Source organism: Ruegeria sp. B11 (genome assembly GCF_056539785.1).
Genome location: NZ_JBQFVO010000004.1, coordinates 122855 through 145677 on the forward strand (window position 1 = coordinate 122855; position 22823 = coordinate 145677).

General features: G+C 59.5%; 24 protein-coding genes. 18 read left to right on the forward strand and 6 right to left on the reverse strand.

Annotated elements, in window-relative coordinates; genetic code table 11:
- Nucleotides 1-443: 443 nt before the first annotated feature.
- The 6 genes from ACR0I1_RS15035 (at nucleotide 444) to ACR0I1_RS15060 (ending at nucleotide 7940) form a co-directional block, all read left to right on the forward strand.
- Complete coding sequence (locus tag ACR0I1_RS15035; protein ID WP_170514155.1) at nucleotides 444-1208, forward strand: uracil-DNA glycosylase; 765 nt, start codon at nucleotides 444-446, stop codon at nucleotides 1206-1208.
- On the forward strand, nucleotides 1205-1804 hold the full coding sequence (locus ACR0I1_RS15040; RefSeq protein WP_170597246.1) for a metallophosphoesterase: 600 nt from the start codon (nucleotides 1205-1207) through the stop codon (nucleotides 1802-1804). The genes ACR0I1_RS15035 and ACR0I1_RS15040 overlap by 4 nt, the downstream gene beginning before the upstream one ends.
- On the forward strand, nucleotides 1801-2421 hold the full coding sequence (locus ACR0I1_RS15045) for a LysE family translocator (RefSeq protein ID WP_480707076.1): 621 nt from the start codon (nucleotides 1801-1803) through the stop codon (nucleotides 2419-2421). Before ACR0I1_RS15040 ends, ACR0I1_RS15045 begins: the two co-directional genes overlap by 4 nt.
- A 6-nt stretch (nucleotides 2422-2427) precedes the next feature.
- Entirely contained in the window at nucleotides 2428-2970 is a 543-nt protein-coding gene (moaB, locus tag ACR0I1_RS15050) for a molybdenum cofactor biosynthesis protein B (RefSeq protein ID WP_170408382.1), read from the forward strand.
- 105 nt (nucleotides 2971-3075) lie between these two features.
- Nucleotides 3076-4533 carry an efflux RND transporter periplasmic adaptor subunit gene (locus ACR0I1_RS15055; RefSeq protein ID WP_480707078.1) on the forward strand — a complete coding sequence of 486 codons (1458 nt, stop codon included), beginning with the start codon at nucleotides 3076-3078 and terminating at the stop codon, nucleotides 4531-4533.
- A gap of 5 nt (nucleotides 4534-4538) precedes the next feature.
- On the forward strand, nucleotides 4539-7940 hold the full coding sequence (locus tag ACR0I1_RS15060; protein WP_480707080.1) for an efflux RND transporter permease subunit: 3402 nt from the start codon (nucleotides 4539-4541) through the stop codon (nucleotides 7938-7940).
- Here ACR0I1_RS15060 and ACR0I1_RS15065 read toward each other — a convergent pair.
- Both ACR0I1_RS15065 and ACR0I1_RS15070 read right to left on the reverse strand, forming a co-directional pair.
- On the reverse strand, nucleotides 7907-8356 hold the full coding sequence (locus tag ACR0I1_RS15065; protein WP_170395689.1) for an NUDIX hydrolase: 450 nt from the start codon (nucleotides 8354-8356) through the stop codon (nucleotides 7907-7909). The genes ACR0I1_RS15060 and ACR0I1_RS15065 overlap by 34 nt on opposite strands.
- 4 nt (nucleotides 8357-8360) lie before the next feature.
- On the reverse strand, nucleotides 8361-9173 hold the full coding sequence (locus ACR0I1_RS15070; RefSeq protein WP_480707082.1) for a protein-disulfide reductase DsbD domain-containing protein: 813 nt from the start codon (nucleotides 9171-9173) through the stop codon (nucleotides 8361-8363).
- 148 nt (nucleotides 9174-9321) lie between these two features.
- On the opposite strand from ACR0I1_RS15070, the gene ACR0I1_RS15075 reads away from it, so the two are divergent.
- Nucleotides 9322-9876 (forward strand): YqgE/AlgH family protein, encoded by a 555-nt coding sequence (locus tag ACR0I1_RS15075; RefSeq protein ID WP_170395693.1) that lies wholly within the window; start codon nucleotides 9322-9324, stop codon nucleotides 9874-9876.
- Here ACR0I1_RS15075 and ACR0I1_RS15080 read toward each other — a convergent pair.
- Nucleotides 9873-10820 (reverse strand): L-threonylcarbamoyladenylate synthase, encoded by a 948-nt coding sequence (locus tag ACR0I1_RS15080; protein WP_480707084.1) that lies wholly within the window; start codon nucleotides 10818-10820, stop codon nucleotides 9873-9875. The two genes, ACR0I1_RS15075 and ACR0I1_RS15080, sit on opposite strands and share 4 nt — an antisense overlap.
- A 132-nt stretch (nucleotides 10821-10952) precedes the next feature.
- Here ACR0I1_RS15080 and ACR0I1_RS15085 point away from each other — a divergent pair, with 132 nt between their 5' ends.
- The 7 genes from ACR0I1_RS15085 to ACR0I1_RS15115 all read left to right on the forward strand — a co-directional run bounded on the left by ACR0I1_RS15085 (nucleotide 10953) and on the right by ACR0I1_RS15115 (nucleotide 17457).
- Entirely contained in the window at nucleotides 10953-12656 is a 1704-nt protein-coding gene (locus ACR0I1_RS15085; RefSeq protein ID WP_480707085.1) for an acyl-CoA dehydrogenase family protein, read from the forward strand.
- Nucleotides 12656-13702, forward strand: a complete 1047-nt coding sequence (locus ACR0I1_RS15090; protein WP_170395699.1) for an MBL fold metallo-hydrolase — start codon at nucleotides 12656-12658, stop codon at nucleotides 13700-13702. Before ACR0I1_RS15085 ends, ACR0I1_RS15090 begins: the two co-directional genes overlap by 1 nt.
- 4 nt (nucleotides 13703-13706) lie before the next feature.
- Entirely contained in the window at nucleotides 13707-14156 is a 450-nt protein-coding gene (locus ACR0I1_RS15095) for a DUF6173 family protein (protein ID WP_170395701.1), read from the forward strand.
- A gap of 64 nt (nucleotides 14157-14220) precedes the next feature.
- Complete coding sequence (locus ACR0I1_RS15100) at nucleotides 14221-16059, forward strand: glycerophosphodiester phosphodiesterase family protein (RefSeq protein ID WP_480707087.1); 1839 nt, start codon at nucleotides 14221-14223, stop codon at nucleotides 16057-16059.
- Complete coding sequence (locus tag ACR0I1_RS15105) at nucleotides 16046-16600, forward strand: hypothetical protein (protein WP_480707089.1); 555 nt, start codon at nucleotides 16046-16048, stop codon at nucleotides 16598-16600. The genes ACR0I1_RS15100 and ACR0I1_RS15105 overlap by 14 nt, the downstream gene beginning before the upstream one ends.
- A 68-nt stretch (nucleotides 16601-16668) precedes the next feature.
- Entirely contained in the window at nucleotides 16669-16803 is a 135-nt protein-coding gene (locus tag ACR0I1_RS15110; RefSeq protein ID WP_480707091.1) for an aa3-type cytochrome c oxidase subunit IV, read from the forward strand.
- 21 nt (nucleotides 16804-16824) lie between these two features.
- Nucleotides 16825-17457, forward strand: a complete 633-nt coding sequence (locus ACR0I1_RS15115; RefSeq protein ID WP_480707093.1) for a hypothetical protein — start codon at nucleotides 16825-16827, stop codon at nucleotides 17455-17457.
- Here the strand turns inward: ACR0I1_RS15115 and ACR0I1_RS15120 are convergent.
- Together ACR0I1_RS15120 and ACR0I1_RS15125 are read right to left on the reverse strand one after the other, a co-directional pair.
- Nucleotides 17446-17778: an AzlD domain-containing protein gene (locus ACR0I1_RS15120; RefSeq protein WP_480707095.1), complete on the reverse strand. Its 333-nt coding sequence runs from the start codon at nucleotides 17776-17778 to the stop codon at nucleotides 17446-17448. The two genes, ACR0I1_RS15115 and ACR0I1_RS15120, sit on opposite strands and share 12 nt — an antisense overlap.
- Nucleotides 17775-18485: an AzlC family ABC transporter permease gene (locus tag ACR0I1_RS15125; RefSeq protein ID WP_170423672.1), complete on the reverse strand. Its 711-nt coding sequence runs from the start codon at nucleotides 18483-18485 to the stop codon at nucleotides 17775-17777. Before ACR0I1_RS15125 ends, ACR0I1_RS15120 begins: the two co-directional genes overlap by 4 nt.
- On the opposite strand from ACR0I1_RS15125, the gene ACR0I1_RS15130 reads away from it, so the two are divergent.
- The 4 genes from ACR0I1_RS15130 to ACR0I1_RS15145 are packed head-to-tail and all read left to right on the forward strand — an operon-like array spanning nucleotide 18484 to nucleotide 21824.
- Nucleotides 18484-19425, forward strand: coding sequence for a formate dehydrogenase accessory sulfurtransferase FdhD (locus ACR0I1_RS15130; RefSeq protein WP_480537163.1), 942 nt, complete (start codon nucleotides 18484-18486; stop codon nucleotides 19423-19425). The genes ACR0I1_RS15125 and ACR0I1_RS15130 overlap by 2 nt on opposite strands.
- Nucleotides 19418-20074: a molybdenum cofactor guanylyltransferase MobA gene (gene mobA / locus ACR0I1_RS15135; protein ID WP_170395715.1), complete on the forward strand. Its 657-nt coding sequence runs from the start codon at nucleotides 19418-19420 to the stop codon at nucleotides 20072-20074. The genes ACR0I1_RS15130 and mobA overlap by 8 nt, the downstream gene beginning before the upstream one ends.
- Nucleotides 20071-20562, forward strand: a complete 492-nt coding sequence (mobB, locus tag ACR0I1_RS15140) for a molybdopterin-guanine dinucleotide biosynthesis protein B (RefSeq protein ID WP_170395716.1) — start codon at nucleotides 20071-20073, stop codon at nucleotides 20560-20562. The genes mobA and mobB overlap by 4 nt, the downstream gene beginning before the upstream one ends.
- Nucleotides 20559-21824 carry a molybdenum cofactor synthesis domain-containing protein gene (locus ACR0I1_RS15145; RefSeq protein WP_170395718.1) on the forward strand — a complete coding sequence of 422 codons (1266 nt, stop codon included), beginning with the start codon at nucleotides 20559-20561 and terminating at the stop codon, nucleotides 21822-21824. The genes mobB and ACR0I1_RS15145 overlap by 4 nt, the downstream gene beginning before the upstream one ends.
- Here ACR0I1_RS15145 and ACR0I1_RS15150 read toward each other — a convergent pair.
- Nucleotides 21821-22813 (reverse strand): hypothetical protein, encoded by a 993-nt coding sequence (locus ACR0I1_RS15150; RefSeq protein WP_170395720.1) that lies wholly within the window; start codon nucleotides 22811-22813, stop codon nucleotides 21821-21823. The two genes, ACR0I1_RS15145 and ACR0I1_RS15150, sit on opposite strands and share 4 nt — an antisense overlap.
- Nucleotides 22814-22823 lie beyond the last annotated feature (10 nt).

A 22823-nucleotide genomic window follows, 5' to 3' on the forward strand; every position in this document is an offset into this window, starting at 1 on the left:
GGAGCGGGGACCAAATCCGGTCTGCTGCGCTCGCATTCACCGCGTCCGTTGCAGAAGCTACCACCGGGGCAATCCAGGCGCGAGGTGCACTTATTCGCCCCAGCAGGGGCGCAACGGGTTCCTCCTGCCACGCAGCGCTCGAACGGGCCGCAGGTGCGCCCACCTCCACAATAGGTGTGTCCCGGCGGGATACAGCGACCATCAAAGCTGCAGCGTTGGCCTGCGGGGCAGCAACCGCGCCCGCATTGCAACTGTCCGGCGCGGCATTGAGTATTCCGATCAAACAGCTGCGCACTCGCCGAACCGCCAAAGGTTGCCAGCAATAGAGCAATCAGAAGGAATCGCAGAAATGACAGCATGACCCTGCCATGGTCGGTGCGACCCTGTGCCATGGCAAGGTCTATTCGCTTTCCCTCGGTCAAAAGCTGGTTAGATTGAGGGTTATGGAATCGGGTTTGGACCATCATACCGCGCGGGCGCTGCTGGAATGGCAGATCGAGCTGGGCGCAACCGAGGCGATCGGCGACGCGCCGGTGGATCGCTATGCGTTGCCGGACAAAGCGGCCAAGGCTAAGAAACCAGCTGCGGTTGAACCTGCGAAAAAACCAGAACCGGTCGATGCCGCAGCTGTTGCAAAACAGGCGGCGAAAACCGCTGGATCGCTCGTCGATTTGCGTGCGGCGATGGAGGCGTTTGATCTTTGCGACCTCAAACGCGGCGCGCGGCAGTTGGTGTTTGCCGATGGCACCCCCGGTGCACGGGTAATGATCATCGGCGAAGCGCCCGGCCGTGATGAGGATCGCGAAGGTAAGCCCTTTGTCGGGCGCGCTGGGCAATTGCTGGACCGGATGCTGGCCGCGATTGATCTGGATCGGCGCGAGAATGTCTACATTACCAACGTGTTGCCGTGGCGGCCCCCGCAGAATCGCGATCCCAAGCCGGAAGAGATTGGCATGATGAAGCCGTTTCTGGAGCGGCATGTGGCGTTGGCCAAGCCCGAGGTGCTGGTGGTGATGGGCAATATTAGCTGTCAGGCCTTGCTGGGCAAACGCGGTATCACGCGGCTGCGCGGGAAATGGGATCAGGCGCTGAACCTGCCGGTCATCCCGATGTTCCACCCGGCCTACCTGCTGCGTCAACCGCAGATGAAACGTCAGGCCTGGGCCGATTTGCTGGATTTGCAAGCAAGGCTGAGGGGCGCGGGATGAGAGTTCTGGCGTTTTCCGATCTTCATATGGCGCGCAACCGGGCCGCTGATCTGGTGGTCGCCAGCGCCGAGGCTGATCTTGTCATCGGAGCGGGGGATTTTTGCAATGCGCGGCGGGGCCTGAATGAAGCGATGCAGATGCTGTCGGGCATTGCAGCGCCGCTGATCCTGGTGCCGGGCAACGCTGAGAGCGCCGAGGAACTGACAGCCGCTGCGCCCGAAGGCGCGCATGTTCTGCACGGGACGGGCATGACATTGGATGGTCTGCGCCTGTTCGGGCTGGGCTACGGCGTGCCGGTGACGCCTTTCGGAGACTGGTCCTGCGATCTTACTGAAGCTGAAGCATCGGAACTGCTGGACCGGTGCGAGGCTGCGGATGTTCTGATCGCGCACTCTCCGCCAAAAGGATATGGGGATGTGACATCGCAAGATGTGTCGGTCGGCTCGACCGCAGTTCGGGACGCGGTTGAACGCATCCAGCCCGATTTTGTCTTTTGCGGTCATATCCACGACAGTTGGGGATACCGCGGCATTCTCGGGCGGTCTCAGATCGCCAATCTGGGCCCAAAACCACATTGGTTCGAGGTAACAACGTGATCGAGACAGTGACATTGATGGCCTTCGTCCCAGCCGCACTGGTGCTGAATTTCACACGCGGCGCTGACATGATGTTCTGTTTCGGGCAAGGGTTACGGTCCGGGTCACGCCCAGCGATGATGGCCAGCCTCGGTGTTTCGACGGGTCTGATGGTGCAAGTTTTGCTGGCGGGGCTTGGACTTGGGGCGTTGGTATCAGCCGTGCCTTGGCTGTTTGACGTTATCCGGTGGATGGGCGTTGCTTATCTGTTGGTCCTTGCATGGGGCGCAATCCGGAAAGGGACAGTGTCGGGCGATGCAGCAGTCAAGCCTGCTCATTTCGCGTTTTGCGAGGGGTTGCTGGTGAACCTGACCAATCCCAAGGTCATTTTGTTTGTTTTGGCCTTTATCCCTCAGTTCGTGGACCCAGCAAACGGCCCGGTACTGCCGCAATTCCTAACCTTTGGTGCAATCATTACCTTGGGCAGCATTCTTGTGAACGGGATGGTCGGTATCTTTGCGGGCGGAGCAGGGCGCATTTTGATCTCAAACCCACGCGCTTCACGTGTCATTGGATGGGTCACGGGCGGGATATTCGCGGCTCTTGCTATCCGGCTTGCCATTATGGAAAGGGCTTGACGACATATGTCGCGCATTGACGAAAGCATTGAGTTCATCCCCGTCCGCATTGCGGTTCTGACCGTGTCGGATACACGCTCACTGGACGACGACCGCTCGGGCCAGACGCTTGTCGACCGGATCGAAACGGCTGGACATTCAGTGGCGGACCGCAAGATCATTCAGGACGAACGCGCCCAGATTGCCGAGCAATTGCGCAGTTGGATTGCGGATCCTGAAATCGACGTCGTGATCTCGACCGGCGGCACAGGTCTGACGGGTCGCGATGTGACAGTCGAGGCACATCGGGATGTTTATGAAAAAGAGATCGAAGCGTTTGGCACCGTTTTCACCATCGTGTCCATGGAAAAGATAGGTACTTCTGCCGTGCAGTCACGCGCCACAGGCGGAGTTGCAGGCGGAACCTATCTGTTCGCGTTGCCGGGCAGCCCGGGTGCCTGCAAAGACGCTTGGGATGCGATTTTGGAGAAGCAGTTCGATTATCGCCACCGGCCCTGTAATTTCGTTGAAATAATGCCCAGATTGGACGAACACCTGCGACGGAAGTAGACTGGTTCTGCGTTTAATGGATCATAACCGCTTTGTGGCTTGGCATTTTTTGCGACCCGGCTACCTTTGCGGAAGGCAGCATGTGCGACCAAAGGTGAGTGACCGATGCGATTTCTGCGGCAAAGCCTTGTTGGGGTCTTCCTGGCGTTTCTGACGCTGGGCCTGTTGATCGTTGCCGCACAGATGATCTCGGGCGCGGTTCAGGATGTGCTGACGCGGGACAATCAGGCACCTGAGGCGCGGGAACGCATATTCGCCGTTACCGTACGAACCGCCGAGCCGGAAACCGTCACTCCTTATCTGGAAGCGTTTGGCCAGATTCAAAGCCGCCGCCGGTTAGAGCTGCGCGCGGCCTTGGGTGGGCGCGTTGTATCACTGGCCGAAGACTTTGAAGATGGCGGTACCGTAACGGCGGGAGAATTGCTGGTCGAACTGGACCCAGCCGATATGCAATCGGCTCTGGACCGTGCCAAATCCGATCTACTGGATGCCCAGTTTGAAGAGCGGGACGCCGAACGCTCGCTGCTGTTGGCGCAGGATGAGTTGAAATCAGCCGAGGCACAGGCCGAACTGCGTGACCGGGCGCTGCAGCGCCAGCAGGATCTGCAGACACGTGGTGTCGGGGCTGCTGCAAGCGTCGAAGAAGCGGAACTGGCCGCAACATCGGCTCATCAGGCAGTTCTCGCGCGCAGGATCGCTTTGGCGCAGGCCGAATCTCGTGTGGATCAGGCAACAACCTTGTTTGCGCGGGCTCGTATCGCGTTGGAAGGGGCCGAGCGTGACCTGGAGGATATGACGATCCATGCCGGGTTTGATGGGACGCTGACCGAGGTCACTTTGGTTGAAGGCCGCTTGGTCGCGGCCAACGAAAAGCTGGCCGAACTCGTCGACCCCAATGCGCTTGAGGTCGCGTTTCGGGTTTCCACCGCGCAATTCGTGCGGTTGCTGGACGCGCAAGGTGATCTGATCTCAGCCCCGGTGACTGTATCGCTTGAGGTCACGGGGACCGATCTCACTGCCACCGGCCGGATCAGTCGCGATAGTGGCGCGGCGGGTGAAGGGCAAACCGGGCGTCTGATCTATGCGCGTCTCGACGACGCGCCGGGATTCAAGCCGGGGGATTTTGTCACCGTTTCGATTGAAGAACAGCCGCTCGATAATGTGGTCCGTCTGCCATCCTCGGTTCTGGACGCCACGGGCAATGTGCTTGTTCTCGGCCCCGATGACCGGCTGGAACCGTTGGCTGTGCAATTGATCCGTCGTCAGGGCGATGAGGTGCTTTTGCGTGGTGAAGGCCTGGAAGGCCGCGAGGTTGTGATTGGCCGGACGCCTCTGCTGGGTTCGGGTGTACGTGTGCGGCCCCTACGGATTGAGGCGAATGCCGAAGCTGATCCGGGCATGGTCGAGCTTTCGGACGAAAAGCGCGCTCAGCTTGTGGCTCAGGTCGAGGCCAGTGATGTCATGTCTCAGGAAGACAAAGCCCAAGTATTGGGCCAGTTGAGCGAGGCCAAAGTGCCCGCCACCCTAATACGCCGTCTTGATGACAATCGGGCCGGGGGCTAAGCGCGATGATCCGCGACATTCCCAACGCGGCGGGCGGTATCCTCAGCTATTTCACCCGGCACCGGACTGCGGCCAATCTGTTGCTGCTGATCATGCTGGTGCTGGGGGCCGCCGCGATCCCCAACATGCGGGCACAGTTCTTTCCTGATGTGATTCTCGAACGCGTCGATGTGAATGTCCAATGGGACGGCGCAGGCCCCGAGGATGTCGACAATGGCATCATCCAATTGCTGGAACCTGCGCTTTTGGCGGTTGAGGGCGTTGCCAGCACGGAATCGACCTCACGCGAGGGAACGGCGCAGGTCCGGCTGGAGTTTGAGCCGAACTGGGACATGTCTCGCGCGGTTGAGGAGGTCCGGACCGCCGTCGATAGCGTCACCAACCTGCCCGAAGACGCCGAGGAACCAACCATCAGGCGCGGCGCTTGGCGGGATCGTGTCACGGATGTGGTCATCACGGGGCCCATCGAAGCTGAACAACTGGCCAAATTCACCGATGAATTGATAAGCCGCCTGTTTGCAGTTGGTGTCACGCGCACCACGATCCGGGGACTGGCCGCGCCACGTGTGGTGGTCGAGGTGCCCACCGCGCAATTGATCGCCAATGATATCTCGCTTTCGGACATTGCCGAGGCCATCGCGGCAGAAGTCACCGCGAACCCTGCGGGCGATGTCACAGGTGCCAATGCGCGTATTCGGACAGGCGTTGAGAAACGCACCCCGGAAGAGATCGAAGGTATCGCCCTGCGCAACTTTGCCGATGGTTCAAAGCTGATTGTGGGCGATGTGGCGGAAATCCGGGTCGAGGGAGTCACGCGCAACCGCAGCTATTTCGTCGGCGACAATCCGGCGATGTCGATCCGCGTCGACCGGTCCAATCTTGGCGATGCCATAGGTATCCAGCGCGATGTCGAGGATGTCGTGGCCGAGATGCAGGCCAGCCTGCCCGAAGGTATCACTGTTGAGCTGATCCGCACCCGCGCACAAGCGATCACCGACCGACTGGATATTCTGGTCGACAATGGCCTTGTGGGTCTTGGGCTGGTGGTCTGCCTGCTGTTCCTGTTCCTCAATGCCCGCATTGCGTTCTGGGTGGCCGCCGGTATTCCGGTGGCAATGTCTGCGGCGATTGCGCTGATGTATCTGGGCGGGTTGTCGCTGAACATGGTGTCTCTGTTCGGTCTGATCATTACCTTGGGCATCGTGGTTGATGATGCCATCGTCGTGGGAGAGCACGCTGATTTTCGCGCCCGCCGTTTGGGCGAAGCGCCAATCGTAGCTGCAGAACGCGCCGCTCGCCGTATGGCGATGCCGGTGTTTGCTGCAACAGTTACCACGGTTATCGCTTTCTTTGGCCTCACCGCCATCGGTGGCCGCTTCGGAGAGCTGATCCGAGATATTCCGTTCACCGTTATCGCTGTCTTGATTGCCTCGTTGATCGAATGCTTCCTGATCCTGCCGAACCATATGGCCCATGCCATCGCGCATTCGGCTAAGGAGCATTGGTATGACTGGCCCAACCGGGTTGTAAACAAGGGCTTCCGCTGGGTGCGCGACCACCTGTTCCGCCCGCTGGTCGCGTGGGTGGTCTGGGCACGCTATGTGGTTGTTGCACTGATGGTGGTGATCCTGGCCAGCCAGATTGCTCTGTTTATCCGGGGCGATGTGAATTGGCGGTTCTTCAACGCACCGGAACGCGGTTCGGTCACTGGCAATTTCATCATGGTCGAAGGGGCGACGCGCGCTGAGACGCTGGAAATGATGCGCATGGTCCAGAAAGCCACGGAAGAACTGGGTCAGGTTTACGAAGAACGCCATGGCCGCAACCCGATCGAATACGTTCTAGCCGAGGTTGGCGGTTCGGCCGGATGGGGGCTGCGCGCGGCGGACGGCAAGGATGACGATTTGCTGGGCGGCATCTCGATCGAGCTGATCGATGCCGACTTGCGCCCCTATTCCAGCTTTGAATTTGTGGGCGAGCTGCAGGATTTCGTGCCGCGCCACCCGAAGGTTGAGCTGCTTAGCTTCCGTGGTTGGCGTTCAGGGCCCGGTGGCGATGCGATTGACGTGCAGTTCTACGGTGCGGATGTGAACACGTTGAAATCTGCATCCGAGGATCTCCAGGCGGAACTCGCGAAATACCCTGAAGTTTCAGCGCTCGAGGATAACCTCGCCTATGACAAGGAAGAGTTCATTCTGGACCTCACCGCGCAGGGCCAGGCGCTGGGTTTCCGCATCGAAACACTGGGCCGCGTGTTGCGAAACCGGCTGAACGGGATTGAGGCCGCGACCTTCCCGGATGGTCCGCGTAGCACCGAGATTCGGATCGAACTGCCCGAGGGCGAACTGACTGCTGATTTCCTCGAACGCACATTGATGCGGACTCCGGATGGCGTTTATGTCCCGCTCGCCGATATCGTCTCGGTCGAGCGTAAATCGGGTTTCTCGACCGTCCGGCGCGAAAATGGTCTGCGGGTCATCTCGGTGAATGGTGATATTTCCGAGGACGACCCGGCGCAGGCTGCCGAAATCGCCCGCGCCATGCGCGAAGAGATATTGCCAAACATCGCCGCCGAACGGCAGGTCGAATGGCGCATGGCTGGCCTGAGTGAGCAGGAGGATGAATTCCTGTCCGAGGCCCGCACAGGCCTGATCCTGTGTCTGACCGGAATTTATCTGGTATTGGCTTGGGTCTTTGCCAGTTGGACAAGGCCCTTGGTGGTCATGGCGATCATTCCCTTTGGCCTCGTGGGCGCGATCTGGGGGCATTACCTGTGGGGCGTGCCGTTAAGCATGTTCACCGTCGTCGGCCTGTTGGGCATGACCGGGATCATAATCAACGACTCGATTGTTCTGGTGACCACAATCGACGGATACCGGAAAGAGCGCGGGTTGGTGCCGTCAATCGTCGAAGGCACGGCAGATCGATTGCGGCCTGTGATGCTGACCACGCTGACCACGGTACTCGGGCTGACGCCCTTGATGTACGAAAGCTCGCAGCAGGCGCAGTTTTTGAAACCGACCGTGATCACACTGGTCTATGGGCTGGGCTTTGGCATGGCCCTGATCCTGCTGCTAGTGCCTGCATTGCTGGCCATCCTAAACGACATCTCACGCCCGATGACATCGATGAGACGGGCCTTGCGCGCGCCGGACAGGGTGGTACGCAATGCCGTGCGCGCAACGGGCGCAGCGTTGGCGATCTGGCTGGGTGCCTCGATGATCTGGCCCGTAGTGACAGGTGCGCCGTTGGCGCTGCTCTCGGGTCTCTACCCAGCCGCCGAAGGTCCAAGTGTGCTGCAAATGGGCTTTGGCGTTTTCGTAGCGGGTGCGACCGTGATCCTGCTGGTAGGTGTCGTGCTGTCCAGCGTGCTTTATGCACGCTTGTCGGATCGGGTCGAGGCTTGATCCATCTCTAAAGCACGCTGCAAAAGATCGGGAACGCGGTCGCTCATTGGCAGGTCGCCGCTGGTGATCTGGTCCACCGGAAACCACTGAGCGTCCTGCGCGTCGTCTGCAGCGACAGGCGTGCCGGTTACATAGCGACACGCAACTCCGACCAGCAGGTAGTGCGCCCGGGTCTGCCCGCTATCATCGCGCAGCAAAAGGTCGAGATTGTCGAGATAGACCAAAGGCTCAGCAATCACACCGGTCTCTTCCCGCAGCTCGCGGGTGGCGGCGTCCAGAACCGTTTCACCCCATTCCACATGGCCGCCTGGAAAGCCCCACAGCCCCTGATCGGGTTGCTTGCTGCGTTGCACCAAAAGTACCTGGCCATCGTGCAGCACGACAGCCAAGGCACCGATCTTTGGGGTCTGGCTCATCCGGTCAGCCTGCGCTGCATCCTTGGATATCGACAGCGTGGTTTGCCCCCAGAACCGTGATGCGCACTTCGGACCGATCCAGCGCGAATGGCCCGCCGGAGGCACCGATAATCTCCGAGCTTGCGATCAGGGTGTTGCCCTGACGGCGTGTATCGGGCTGCGATGCCCAGAGTGCCGGGTTTCCTGGTTCAATGACGGCGAATTCGGACCCGCCCGCTGAAGGCATGGTGATACGCGCCTCGATCAGCATTCCGTCTGCAGTGGGAGTCAATTGGCACGTCGCATCCGCCACGCCTGCTTCGCGTTCGGAAAACGGGCGCTGGGCGAGGGCTGCGGCGATGGCCGGATTGCGTGCAGCGTCGGCATCCATTGTGTGATCGAATTCCAACCGACCCGGCACGCAGACATCCTTACACACGCCCAAGTCCATCTCGCCGCGCAAACGCACGGGTTTGGCAGGGTTCTTAGGCGTGATTTCGACGGGCAGTACAAGTTGATCCTCATACCCGACCGAGCGCAGCCCGTTCTGATCAAACACATGCGGCGCGGGCCATGTGAAGGCTATGTCAGCAATATTGCGAGAGCCTTTCCAATCAAACTGTGGCGGAATGCCCGCATCGCCGGGTGCGCGCCAATAGGTCTTCCACCCGTCCTTGAGCTTTAGACGCAAGGCCCCCTGATAGGTACCTTCGGCGGTTTTGCCGCCGTCCAACACCTCAAGCTGAACCAGATTATCAACCCCCTGCGCAGTGGCGGGGGCACCAAAACAAAGGCTGACGGCCAGCACGGCTGCAGCAGATTTGCAAAGCGCTTTCATATGCAGAACATGCGCATTCCGGTCGTGATTGCCAAGTCACGTTCCGGTCACTTCTGTGAAATGCACGGAAATCCCGGCTGATCCCTTGCCATTCCCCGGTTCACAGGGTCATTCTAGGGATATCCTATGGCGCAAGAGATATCTGCTGATGGACCTTACGGGAAAACTGTTGATTGCGATGCCCGGAATGGGCGACCCGCGATTCGAGCATTCGGTCGTCTATATCTGCAGCCATGGTGATGACGGCGCGATGGGATTGATCGTGAATAAGCCTTCGGACTTGCGGATCAAGACCTTGCTGGAACAGCTCAACATCCCGTGTCGGATACCCGTAATTGGCGAACGGCTGGTGCAGTTTGGCGGCCCGGTCGAGATGTCGCGTGGCTTTGTCCTGCATAGCGCAGATTACGAGGCGAATCTGCATTCAATGCAGATTTCCGAAGATTTCAGCATGACCGCAACGCTGGATGTGCTCGAGGATCTGGCCTCGGGCAAGGGGCCGCTGAATTCGATGCTGACTTTAGGTTATTCCGGCTGGGGGCCGGGTCAGTTGGAAGATGAGATCGCGATGAATGGTTGGTTAACGACTGATGCGTCGTCGAAACTGGTCTTTGATGTCCCTGATGACGAGAAATGGGAGGCGGCTTTGGCTACGCTTGGTGTTGATCCGCTGACCCTATCAGCCAGTGCAGGCCGCGCCTAATCGCGAGGGGCTGCTGCGCGGCGTAGACGGTCGTTGATGGCCGCACCTAATCCGTGATGGGGAATTGGTGATACGGCGATTGGCCGACCGGTATCGTTAAGTTTGTGAAGGGCGGCAAACAGGTTGGCGGCGGCCTCGGGCAGGTTGCCGGTGCTGGAGAGGTTCAGATCACAATCAACGGGGCCAAAACCCAGCAACACCTCGTCCCCCTGCCGTGACCGGGCGTTCAGCCGCACCGGCGCGTCCGGCGCGTAGTGGGATTGCAACTGCCCCGGCGCGGTAAGCAGATCGCCGGGTTGGTGGTGATGCAGTTCTGCCTTTAGAACCTCTTCGATTTGTTCCAATGCGACACCACCTGGACGCAACAGGGCAGGGGTGCCGGCCAGACCCACAATAGTGGACTCAAGCCCGACACCGCACGGCCCATCGTCCAGAACTGCGGCTATGCGTCCCTCCAGCCCCGCTCGGACATGGGCCGCCGTCGTTGGGCTGATCTGACCAGAGGGGTTGGCCGATGGCGCTGCCACAGGACCGTCAAAAGCGGTCAGTAAAGCGTGCGCTGTGGGATGCGCAGGCACGCGAACGGCCAGAGTATCCAAGCCAGCTGTGACCAGCGACGAAATCCCGTGATCGGGGCGCAGAGGAAGAACCAGAGTTAACGGTCCGGGCCAGAAGGCATCAGCCATCAAATCAGCCTGATCGGTCCACTCGACGAAGCGTTTCGCGGTCTCGGTTGAGGCGACATGGGCGATCAGTGGGTTAAAACTGGGTCGCCCCTTGGCCTCATAGATCGCGGCCACAGCCTCGCCGTTCCGTGCATCGCCACCCAGTCCATAGACGGTCTCGGTCGGGAAAGCGACCAGCAGCCCCTGTCGCAACAGGTCAGCGGCCTTGGCGAGCCCGTCGGCGTTTGCTGGTAAGTCTTGAGTACCGAGAAGGGTCATGGATCGTGACGCCGCGTTTTGGTTGCTTGCAGTTCAGGTAACGGTAGGTAATCGTGCCAGCCCAGATGAATACCGGCGTGGGGCCGGGATTCCAACCCCACGCTGACAACTTGCCAGAACCAGAGGGAAACCATGCCCTATCGCGCCCCGATCTCAGACTATGAATTCCTGTTCCGCAACGTGATCGGCTTTGACCAGATCGCCGCGACCGAAAAGTTCTCGGAAGCCAGCGAGGATGTGGTTAGCGCCATTCTGACCGAAGCCGGGAAGATGTGCGAAGAGATCATGGCCCCGCTTCAACGCCCTGGTGATCTGGAACCCGCGCGGCTGGAGAACGGCGTGCTGCGGACCTCTCCGGGCTATGCCGAGGGCTGGAGGGCGATTGCCGAAGGCGGCTGGATCGGGATGAGCGGCGATCCCGAATATGGCGGTATGGGTCTGCCCATGACCATGACCACTGCCGTGAATGAGATGATGAGCGCGGCCTGCCTGTCGCTGCAACTGGCCCCGCTGATGACCCAAGGCCAGATCGAGGCGCTGGAGCATCACGCAAGCGATGCGTTGAAGGCGCTCTATCTGCCCAAGATGATGGCGGGTGAATGGTCAGGCACCATGAACCTAACCGAACCGCAGGCCGGATCGGATGTGGGCGCGCTGACCTCGAAGGCCGAAGACAATGGCGACGGCACCTATTCGGTGACCGGGCAGAAGATCTATATCTCTTGGGGCGACAACGACTTTGCCGAGAATGTCTGCCATCTTGTTCTGGCCCGCCTGCCAGACGGTGTTCCGGGAACCAAAGGGATTTCGCTGTTTCTGGTGCCGAAATACATACCCGACGAGAACGGCAACCCCGGCGTGGCCAATGACCTCAAGGTGGTCTCGCTGGAACACAAGATGGGTCTGCACGGCTCGCCCACCTGCGTGATGCAGTATGACGGGGCCAAGGGTTGGCTGGTCGGCAAGGAACATGGCGGCATGGCCGCGATGTTCACCATGATGAACAACGCGCGTTTGGGCGTTGGTGGCGAAGGTGTGGGCGTCGCCGAGGGCGCTTATCAACACGCGTTGGCCTATGCGTTGGAGCGTAAGCAGGGCAAGACGCCCTCGGGCACGATCATCGACCATGCGGATGTGCGGCGGATGCTGATGTCGATGCGCGCGGATGTGTTTGCGGCGCGGGCGATCATGCTGGCCAATGCAGCTGCAATCGACATGGCGCAGGCCACGGGTGAGGCCGATTGGGCGGCACGTGCGGCGCTGCTGACGCCGATCTGCAAGGCTTTTGGCACCGAGACCGGCATGCGCGTTTCCGAGACCGGCGTTCAAGTGCATGGTGGCATGGGCTTCATCGAAGAAACTGGTGCTGCACAATATTATCGCGATGTCCGTGTGACCGCGATCTACGAGGGCACCAATGGTATTCAGGCCATGGACCTCGTAGCGCGCAAGATGATGGATGGGGGTGAGGCGGCCTCGAACCTTCTGGATGAGATCGAGGATCAAGCTGAGAAGGCGCGCGCCACGATGCCTGAACTTGCTGGTCCTGTTTGGGAAGCTTCCGAGTCGCTGCGGGAAGCGACGGAGTGGCTCGTTGCTCAATCGGATATGAACAACCGGTTTGCTGGCGCGGCTTCGTATCTAAAAGCGTTCGCGCGGGTTCTGGGCGGGCATTACCATCTGTCAGCGGCGCTAGCCGATCCCGATGGACCGCGCGCCAAGTTGGCACGTTATTATATTAATGTGCTGCTGCCTGAACATACGGGCTTGCTTGCGCAGGCGCAGAACGGGGCGGATGACCTCTATGCCCTCAGCCCAGAGGAACTGGCGGTTTGATGGATGGCGAGGCTCCGCAAGTGATGCGATATCCGTGGGAGGAACCACCCGCTCCTGGCGAATGGGTCGAAGTTGCAGAAGGAGTTCTGTGGATTAGGCTGCCTTTGCCGATGGCGCTGGATCATGTGAATGTCTATGCACTTGATGATGGCGACGGCTGGACCATAGTCGACACAGGGCTTTCTTCAAAGAAAACACGGGGAATCTGGCAGGCCCTGATGGAAGGGCCATTGGCTGGCAAACCCGTCCGTCGCGTTGTCGTGACTCATCACCATCCTGACCATGTCGGCAATGCGGGCTGGTTCCAGTCCGAGCATGGTGCAGAACTGGTCACCAGTCGTACCGCATGGTTGTTCGCACGTATGCTGACGCTGGATGTGCAAGAGAATTGGCCGAAGGAAACGTTGGATTATTACCGCAGCGCGGGGATGGATCCGGACGTGCTGGCCGGTCGGATGGCTGAGCGTCCGTTCAACTTTGCCGACGCCGTGTACCCTATGCCGCTGGGATTTACCCGTGTCAAACAGGGCGACGTGATCCGCATGGGTGGCCGCGACTGGGATGTTCACATGGGCAACGGCCATGCGCCCGAGCATTGCACCTTCTGGAGCCGCGAGGACAATCTGGTGCTGACCGGTGATCAGATCCTCAGTTCGATCAGTTCCAACTTGGGCGTCTATGCCACCGAGCCGATGGCCGATCCGGTGGCCGACTGGTTGGAGGCGTGCGAACGCCTGCAACCGCTGGCCCGGCCCGATCATTTGGTTTTGGGCGGGCACAAACTGCCGTTCACCGGGTTGCCGATCCGCATGCGGCAGTTGATCGATAACCACCACGGCGCGCTTGAGCGTCTGCTGAACGATCTCGATCAACCCAAAACCGCCGCCGAGTGCTTTGCCCCGCTGTTCAAGCGCCAGATCAGGGGCGGGGAATACGGCCTCGCGCTGGTCGAGGCGGTTGCACATATGAACCATCTCTACCACATTGGAGCGGTCACCCGGACGCGGCGCGCGGACGGAGCTTGGGAATATCAGCGCAAAGGGTAGAGCAATGGACAAGATCGAAACCTCAGCCGAGGCAGCGGAATCTGCGGCTTTGCCGCGGTGCTATGAGGTGCACGCCAACCCTGAAGCGGCATCGGGGAACAAGGATTTGCCCAAGCCATTGCAAAAGCCGGTCGAAAGCAAAAGCCCTGCTCAATGGGCCTATGAGCGGCTGATCATGTATATTCAGAATTTCGAGAAGACTCTGGATGGCGATCACGAGGTTGCCATGGGATTTACCGGTGGTGACGCCGGTGTAATGCGGATCGAGGGCATGGGCTATTTCGATCCGGATGTGATTACCTTCTATGGCTCGGACGGAGGCGGCGCCAAAACGCAGCTCGTCCAGCATGTCAGCCAGTTGAATGTGATGCTGCGTGCCTTGCCGAAATCGATCGAGGATAAACCAGCCAACCGCATTGGTTTCCGGCTGGCGGCTGATCTGGAAGAAAGCTGACGCCCACTCTTGCAATTCACACTTACGCAGCCTTGAATGGATAGACCATTCAGGAGGCAACCGCGTGACCAATTTCTCAGCCGTTACAACTGCCTACCGGGGCGCATGGGCGCGGCGGCGCGTGTTTGTGCCTGTTTATGTCGCTGTCCGGTTGCTGCTGGTTGCACTGATCGCTCCGGGCGTTGCCATCGCCGTCAATCTTGCTGTTTCATTGTCTGATCAATCGGCGCTGACGGATCAGGACATTGCGATGTTCCTGCTGTCACCAGCAGGCTTCATCGCGGCGGTTGTAGTTCTCAGCCTGTTCTTACTGGCCGAGGTCTTTGTCTTCTCGGTCATGGCCGGATCATTGCGGATGGGTGAGCGTGACCCTTGGCGCGCGGGCAGTGCTTCCATCCGGTTGATCTTGACGCGTTTACCTGCACTTTTTGGCTTTGCGGCGCGGTTCATTCTGCGTGTGCTGGTACTTGCGCTGCCTTTTGTCGCCGTGGCAGGTGTGATCGCCTGGTGGATGCTGACTGAATACGACATCAACTATTACCTCACCTTCCACCCGCCTTCATTCTGGGTGGCGGTAGTGCTGATCGGATTTGTGGTGCTGTGTCTGGCTTGGGTTCTGATCCGCAGGCTCTCGGCCTGGGCGCTGTCGCTGCATCTTGTATTATTTGAGGGCTGCAAACCCGCCGAGGCCTTCTCCGCCAGCACGGATCGAATGGAAGGCAAACGCGGTCGCCTCAAGATCGAGCTCGGCCTTTGGCTTGCGATGCGTCTCGTGATCGCCGCACTGATTGCCTTTGTGGCCGGACTGTTGTTCGATCTGGTGCCGTTGCAGGAAAGCACGAACCTGCGTTTTGCGCTGATCCTCAGTATGATCGTAGCGGGCCTCTGGTCGCTGGCTGGGCTTGTGCTTGCAGCTGTCGCTCTGGGCGCATTGGCGGTTCTGCTGGATGGGTTCTTCGACACACAGGGCCGAGAGGTCCCTCATCCCGAACCAGGCAACCTGCGCGCGCCGCTTTACGCTGTGGTCGGTGGCGCGGCAATCGCCCTGCTGATCGGGCTCTGGTCCGGGCAGGAGTTGCTGGTCCGCATTCAGGCCCCCGATCATGCGGATGTCATTGGTCATAGAGGTGCGGCGGCGATAAGGCCGGAAAATACCATGGCGGCAGTGTTGAAGGCTATCGAAGATGGCGCCGATTGGGTTGAGATCGACGTTCAGGAGACTGCGGATGGTGTGGTCATTATCGCGCATGACAGTGATTTCATGAAACTGGCGGGTGTGCCGCTCAAGGTCTGGGACGCAACCATTGAGGATATAGCCGAGATCGATATCGGCAGCTGGTTCGGCCCCGAATATGCTTCGGAACGGACGCCCACGCTGCGGGATGTTCTGGAAGCTGCGAAGGGCAAATCCAAGGTCATCATCGAGCTGAAATACTATGGCCATGACGTCGACCTGGAAAACCGAGTTGCCACGATTGTCGAGGAGCTGGATATGCAGGATGACATCGCCACCATGTCATTGAAATATCCGGCCGTGCAGAAGATGAAAGCGCTGCGCCCCGATTGGCGGGCAGGCGTTCTGGCCGCGACCGCGATAGGCGATCTTTCAGGGCTTGAGGGCGATTTCGTGGCCGTAAACGCAGCAACGGTGTCACCGGGTCTGATCCGCTCGGTCCATGAGGCGGGCAAGGACATCTATGTATGGACGGTGAATGACCCGTTGCAGATGTCGGCGATGGCATCGATGGGGGTTGACGGGCTGATCACTGACCGCCCGGCCATGGCCCGCGAAGTGCTGCGTGTTCGTGCCGAGATGGGACCGGGCGAACGTCTGATGCTATGGTTGGCGACGACATTCGGATTGTCCATTGATACTGCTGAGATGCGTGATGCGGAACCATAGACTGGCCGCCCTTCTGGTCTGTTGCGCGCTGCCTGCAGGTGCGCAGGACCTGATGCGTAGCGTGGAAATGCCCGCTCACCGGGCTTTGTCCGACACGATAAAAGGCACTGAACTGACCCCCTTTGAAACGGATGGCTGTTCGGGTGGATTATCGTCCAGCTGGCGTCTGGTCGCCGAGACCTTTCCGAAGTTCAGCCTGCTTTATGAAGAACACCCGCCATGGGAGTACTGCTGCGTTACCCACGATCGCGCCTATTACAATGCAGGCGGCGCATCGCAGGCCGATGACAGCTTTGACGCCCGGCTCGCTGCCGATGACGCGCTGCGCACCTGTGTCAAAACCCACGGCGAAAGCCACGCTGATGAATACGCCGAACGTTATGACATGACGCCGGATCAGATCCGCTCGGTTCATTCGATCACCTCCGAGGCGATGTTTCTGGCCGTGCGTTTTGGGGGCGGTCCCTGCAGCGGGTTGCCCTGGCGCTGGGGGTTTGGTTATCCAGGCTGCACGATTTTTGGACCAACTGCGCGCGAATGACGTCGTGACAGGCCCTGAGTTTTGCATTATCCAACATTTCAAATACGCGAATTGGGATTCTAATAAACATGGCTGATCACAAGCACGGCGAGATGGACATCACTGTTCAAACCAAAACCTTCGACGGGTTCGTCAAATTCACCACGTGGTGCGTGGTGGCTATTGTACTCCTTTGTCTGTTCCTGGCTGTCTTTGCGGCCTAAACAGCATCCGAGGCGCATCTCTTGTTTAGAATTCTGATTGCCTGCCTGTTGGCGGTGACCGTTGCAGGTTGCGCCGGATCGCAGCGCCCGCAGGCTGATCCCTCGGAAATCGTGGCCCGATCCTATCGTGATCCGGGGCCATCGACGCTGACGCTTTATACGATGATCAGCACACGCACCGGGTCGGGGGCACACACGTCGCTGATGATCAGCGGCAGCGAGCGGGTCATATTTGACCCTGCCGGATCGTTCCGGGCGGATGTGGTGCCGATCAAGAATGATGTCCTTTATGGCATCACGCCAAATGTCGAGCGCGCCTATCGTAGCAGTCATGCGCGCGAGACGCATTATGCCCGTATTCAGACGATCGAAGTGACGCCACAGCAGGCCGAGATCGCGCTGCAATTGGCCAAGCAAATGGGCCCGGTTTCGCAGGCTTTTTGTGCAAATTCGACCTCGCAATTGCTGCAACAGGTCCCGGGGTTCGAGCAAATCAAAACAACATTCTACCCGGTGAAGCTATCCGATCAGTTTGGTCAGATTCCAGGCGTTGTCACCATGGACTATCGTGAGAATGACTCGGCTGATCTGCAGCAGGGGCTGGCGGAAAACAATGCGCGCCTCAATCAGCTTGAAGCGGTCTCAACCAACTAGGTACAGCAGACCGTAAAGCGTGGCGGCCCCTGAAAAGATGGCCGCTATGACGTTCTTCGTCACAATTCCCACCGTCAACGCAACTGCCGCAGCCGCCATGCGCGGCATATCCGGTTGTCCTTCGGTGGCCGTGGGCCAGACTACCAAAGGTGCGATCAGGGCAGGCAGAATCGCCACTGCTGTGTATCTCAGGTGCCGCAGAAGCCAGGGTGGCATCGGGCGGTCGCCAACCAGCCCGATAAAGGTAAAGCGCAGAAGGTAGCTGCCTATCGCCAGACCTACGATGATGATCCACATGGTTGTCGGGTTGATCTGCGTCATGACTTTTTTCGCTCTAACATCAATTCAGCCTGCGCACCTGCCATCATCCCGGCTATCCCTGCGATCAACAGTCCAAGATTGAACGGCACTGCCACGCACAGCAGGGCGACAACAATCGCCACCAGCGCGGCTACAACATGCGCCATGGTGCGCATCATTGGTCCGATCATGGACAAGAACGTGATCGGCAGCGCAAAATCCAGAGCCCAGCTTTCCGGAATCTGTGCCCCCAGAACAGCACCCAGATAAGTGGCGAGTATCCAAAGCGGCGTGATCGGCGTGACCGAGCCGACAAAGTACGCCATGCGCTGAGGCACGGACATATCCGGTTCTTTCTCGAATCGGACAATCGAACAGGCGTAAGACTGATCAACAATAAGATAGGCTCCAAGGGCCCGTTGCCACAGCGGAGCCGCCCCCAGATAAGGGGTCAGTGAAGCCGAATACATGGCCACCCGCAGGTTCACAGCCAGGGCCGAGATCAGAACGATAACCGTTGGTGTATTGTCCTGCAGCAATTGCAATGCGGTGAACTGAGCAGCGCCGGCAAACACCGTGGCGGAAAAGGCCATCGTCTGGATGATATCCAGCCCTGCTTCTGTGGCAAAAACACCAAACAGAAGGCCAAAGGGCATGGCGACGAAGATAAACGGCGTCCCGTCGCGAAAACCTTTCCAGAAATATGACTTGGATGTGGCAGAGGCCATGGCTAAATCCTATGGTGACGCGAGCAGCAGTAGCCGTCTTGGGAAGGGGTTGCAATTGGCCACGGAGATCGACCTGTCAGACTACCTCATTGCGCCCGATCCGGGGGCTGCCCGCCTGACGCGCGGTGTCGAGGGTGTGGACCAGAATGGTGAGATCAGTCAGATCTCGGTGGTCGAGGAACGCCCGCTGACCATTTTCCTCAACTCACAGGAAATCGTGACGGCAATGACCATCGGCGACTATCCCGAATACCTTGCGCTCGGGTTTCTGCGTAATCAGGGGATGCTGCTTGCAGATGATGAAATTACTCGGGTCGACTATGACGACGATCTGGAAACCGTGGTCGTGCGTACCGCGCGTGAGACCTCATACGAGGACAAGCTGAAGAAGAAGACCCGCACCAGCGGTTGCGCAGTAGGCACTGTGTTCGGAGACATGATGGAGGGGCTAGAGGACGTGCGCCTGCCACAGGTCTCGGTGCGCACCTCATGGCTGTATGAGTTGGCGTCGAAGATCAACCGCACCCCGTCTCTGTACCTCGAGGCGGGTGCCATCCATGGTACGGTGCTTTGTCATGAAAGCCACCCGTTGGTTTATATGGAAGACGTGGGCCGCCATAACGCAGTCGACAAGATCGCAGGCTGGATGCTCTCCGAGAGTGCGAGCGCGTCTGACAAGATCCTCTATACGACCGGTCGTTTGACCTCGGAAATGGTGATCAAAACGGCGATGATGGGCATCCCAGTTCTCGCTTCGCGATCGGGATTCACCGCCTGGGGCGTCGAGATCGCGCGCGAGGTTGGTTTGACCCTGATCGGCCGGATGCGCGGGCAGCGGTTTGTGTGTTTGTCGGGCGAAGACCGATTGGTGCGCGATGTTGATCCGTCGAGCGTGGCGATTGAGGACAAAAAACATCGCAGGAAAAGTGCCGATGGCTGAACAGTCGCAAAAACCGCTGGGGGTTATTCTGGCAGGCGGCCTCGCTACGCGGATGGGAGGCGGTGATAAAGGGCTGTTGCAGATCGGCGGGCAGAGCCTGCTGGATCGGGTGATAGACAGGCTGCGCCCTCAGGTCGGCGGGCTGGCTTTGAACGCCAACGGCGATGCCGAACGGTTTGCTCGCTTGAACTTGCCGGTTGTTTCGGACTCGATCGAGGGCTTTGCAGGACCGCTGGCCGGCGTTTTGGCCGGGCTTGATTGGGCCGCTGAACAGGGCGCTCAATCTATCGTGACGGTTGCGGCGGATACTCCGTTCTTTCCGCATGATCTTGTGGCGCAACTGGTGAACGCATCCAAAGGGCAGAAATACCCCCTTGTTCTGGCAACCACCCCGCGCACGAGTGACGAGGCTTTAAAATCCGGCGGCGGCAAGCGGATCAATCGGCATCCGACCTTTGGGCTCTGGCCGGTGGCATTGCGAGATGATCTGAGGGCGGCGTTGAACGGTGGACTGCGCAAGGTTGTCCTGTGGACCGACCAGCATGATGGGCGAGAGGCGCTGTTTTCGGCCCAGCCGTTTGATCCGTTCTTCAACGTCAACACTCCCGATGATCTGGCCCGCGCTGAAACCTTGTTGGAGCAGGTATGAGGGTCTACGGCGTCACCGGTTGGAAAAACGCGGGCAAAACCGGCCTAGTGGAACGGCTGGTGGCTGAAATCACCGGACGTGGGTTTACCGTTTCCACCGTTAAACATGCGCATCATTCCGTCGACGTAGACCATCCGGGTACCGACAGCCAGCGGCATCGCGCGGCGGGTGCGTCCGAAGTGCTGTTGGCATCCGGCCAGCGGATCGCACTGATGCAGGAGTTGCGCGGTGCGCCCGAGCCGAAGCTGGACACCCTGCTGTCGCGTTTGTCTCCGGTCGATCTGGTGTTGATCGAAGGCTTCAAACGCGAGCGTCACCCCAAGATCGAAGCGTTTCGCGCAGAACCCGGAAATCCGCTGATCGCCACGGATGATGAGACGGTTCGCGCGGTTGCAAGTGATACGCCTTTGGAATTGGATTGCCCGGTGTTTGATCTGGATGATACGGCGGCCATTGCAGATTTTATCTTGGAAGAGGTCGGATTATGAGCACGCCGGATATCTCACCTCCGCCCTTGCGCAATGATTGTTTCGCCTTGCCTGCAGGGGTGAACTGGACACCCGTTGATGAGGCTCTGGCGCTTTTGCGAGACAGATTGTCGGTGGTAGCTGGGGTTGAAAACGTGCCCGTGATGCGGGCGGCGGGCCGAGTTCTGGCGGTGGACGTGTCGGCCAAACGATCAAACCCGCCTCAGCCCAACACCGCTGTCGATGGGTACGGATTTGCCGGTCCGGTGCCGGACGGACCCTGTGTCATGCCTTTGGTAGAGGGCCGGGCGGCCGCGGGTGTACCCTTTGACGGTGAGGTCCCAGAGGGCCATGCGATACGCATTCTTACCGGAGCTGCACTGCCAAAGGGTGTTAATACGGTCATATTGGAAGAGGATGTGACCTTTGATCATGGGCACATTGCATTCCGAGGTCCGTTGAAACAGGGCGCGAACACGCGAAAGGCAGGCGAAGACGTGGTTGAAGGCGCGCTGACCTTGCCAGTTGGGCGGCGTTTAACACCAACGGATCTGGCGCTTTTGTCGGCGGTTGGTCTGGCTGAGGTTTCCGTCCGCAAGGTTTTGCGCGTCGGAGTGCTATCGACCGGGGATGAGTTGGTCGAGCCGGGTGACAGCGCCGGACTGGGGCAGATTTATGATGCCAATCGTCCGATGCTGCTGTCACTGGCCGAGCGGATTGGATTCAAAGCGGTTGATCTTGGGCGCGCCGAGGATGATCGCGCGGCGCTGAAACAGCATTTGGATCGCGCGGCTCAGCAAGTGGATGTAATCCTGACCAGTGGCGGCGCCTCCGCCGGCGATGAAGATCACGTCTCGGCATTGTTGCGAGAGGCCGGGGCGATGCAGGAATGGCGCATCGCATTAAAACCCGGGCGACCATTGGCGCTGGGCATGTGGGGTCAGACGCCGGTGTTTGGCTTGCCGGGCAATCCGGTGGCAGCACTGGTTTGCACGTTGATCTTTGCCTGTCCGGCACTAAACCTGCTGGCCGGTGCAGGCTGGCAAGAGCCGCAAGGCTTCGACGTGCCCGCCGCTTTCGAAAAGCGCAAGAAACCGGGGCGTCGCGAATATCTGCGGGCACGAATCCGTGAAGGACGGGCCGAGGTGTTCCATTCGGAAGGATCTGGCCGGATCAGCGGGCTGAGCTGGGCCGAAGGCTTGGTCGAAATCGAGGACGGTGCCCGCGATATCAAGCCCGGCGATCTGGTGAGGTTCATACCCTACGGGAATTTTGGGCTTTAATCGAACGTCCCTGCGACACGCCCCACCAGCATGAAGGCACGCGCTGTGCGGGTTTCGCTCAGGGCTGTAAGCTCGGCATCGCTGGCATTAGGTTCGAACTCGACGATCATATGGTCAAAGCGGCGCAGGAAATGGTGTGCGGCATCGCGAAAGATCGGATCCTGTTTCATCCGCGCCGCAGTCAGCGCCAGTGACGAACGGTCCCGAATGCCACCCAAGGCAGCCACCGACCGCCCGCGCGCGCCTTGGGCAAATTGCCGCCAGACTTCGGGTCGCGCCATATCGGGGCGCAGGTCATCCATATAGATGCCTTCCTGGCTGAGAAGGGTCAGAACATCTTGTGAGGCCTGCACAAGTTTCGAGGTCTTGCGATCTTTCAATGCAAGCCGCAGCGCGTTAAATCCCTCGGCATCGCTTTGCGTCTCGGGGAAGTTCAGGGCGCGGATAAAGATGTCGGTGGGCAACGGGGGCGCCATTTCTTCCGCTGAGGTGCCAAGTTCCAACGAAGTCTGATTGGCCATGTCCGGCGCGGGCCTTTGGGTGCGCCCGGGTTCACCGCGATTGGTCGAGAATGTCGCCAGCGCGCTCTCGGTCTTTTTTGCGCTTTCGGCGATTTCATCCAGTTTCTTGCCGACCGTCGGCTCATACGTGCTGGCCGCGCGTTGTTGCTGAACGACATAGCTGTTGCGGATCGCATCGATGGCTGTCTGCAGGCGGGCGCTTTCTTCGCGCATCACCCGGCTGGCGCGCATCGCGAGGGCTGCGACCCAGATCATTGCAACCGGCATGAACACCGCCAGGAAGGTGACGATGAACCCTCCTTGTTGCCCGCCGGGCAGTACCAGAAACACGACCGACACCACCAGCCAGATCAGGCTGAGAACAACTGCTGCAATCTCGATCTCGGTGACCGAACGGTGCGCCGGACGGTCGTAGATACCCAGCGAGGTGGGTTTCTCGGGTTCTTGCTCAGGTTCAGACCCTGACATGACAAACGCT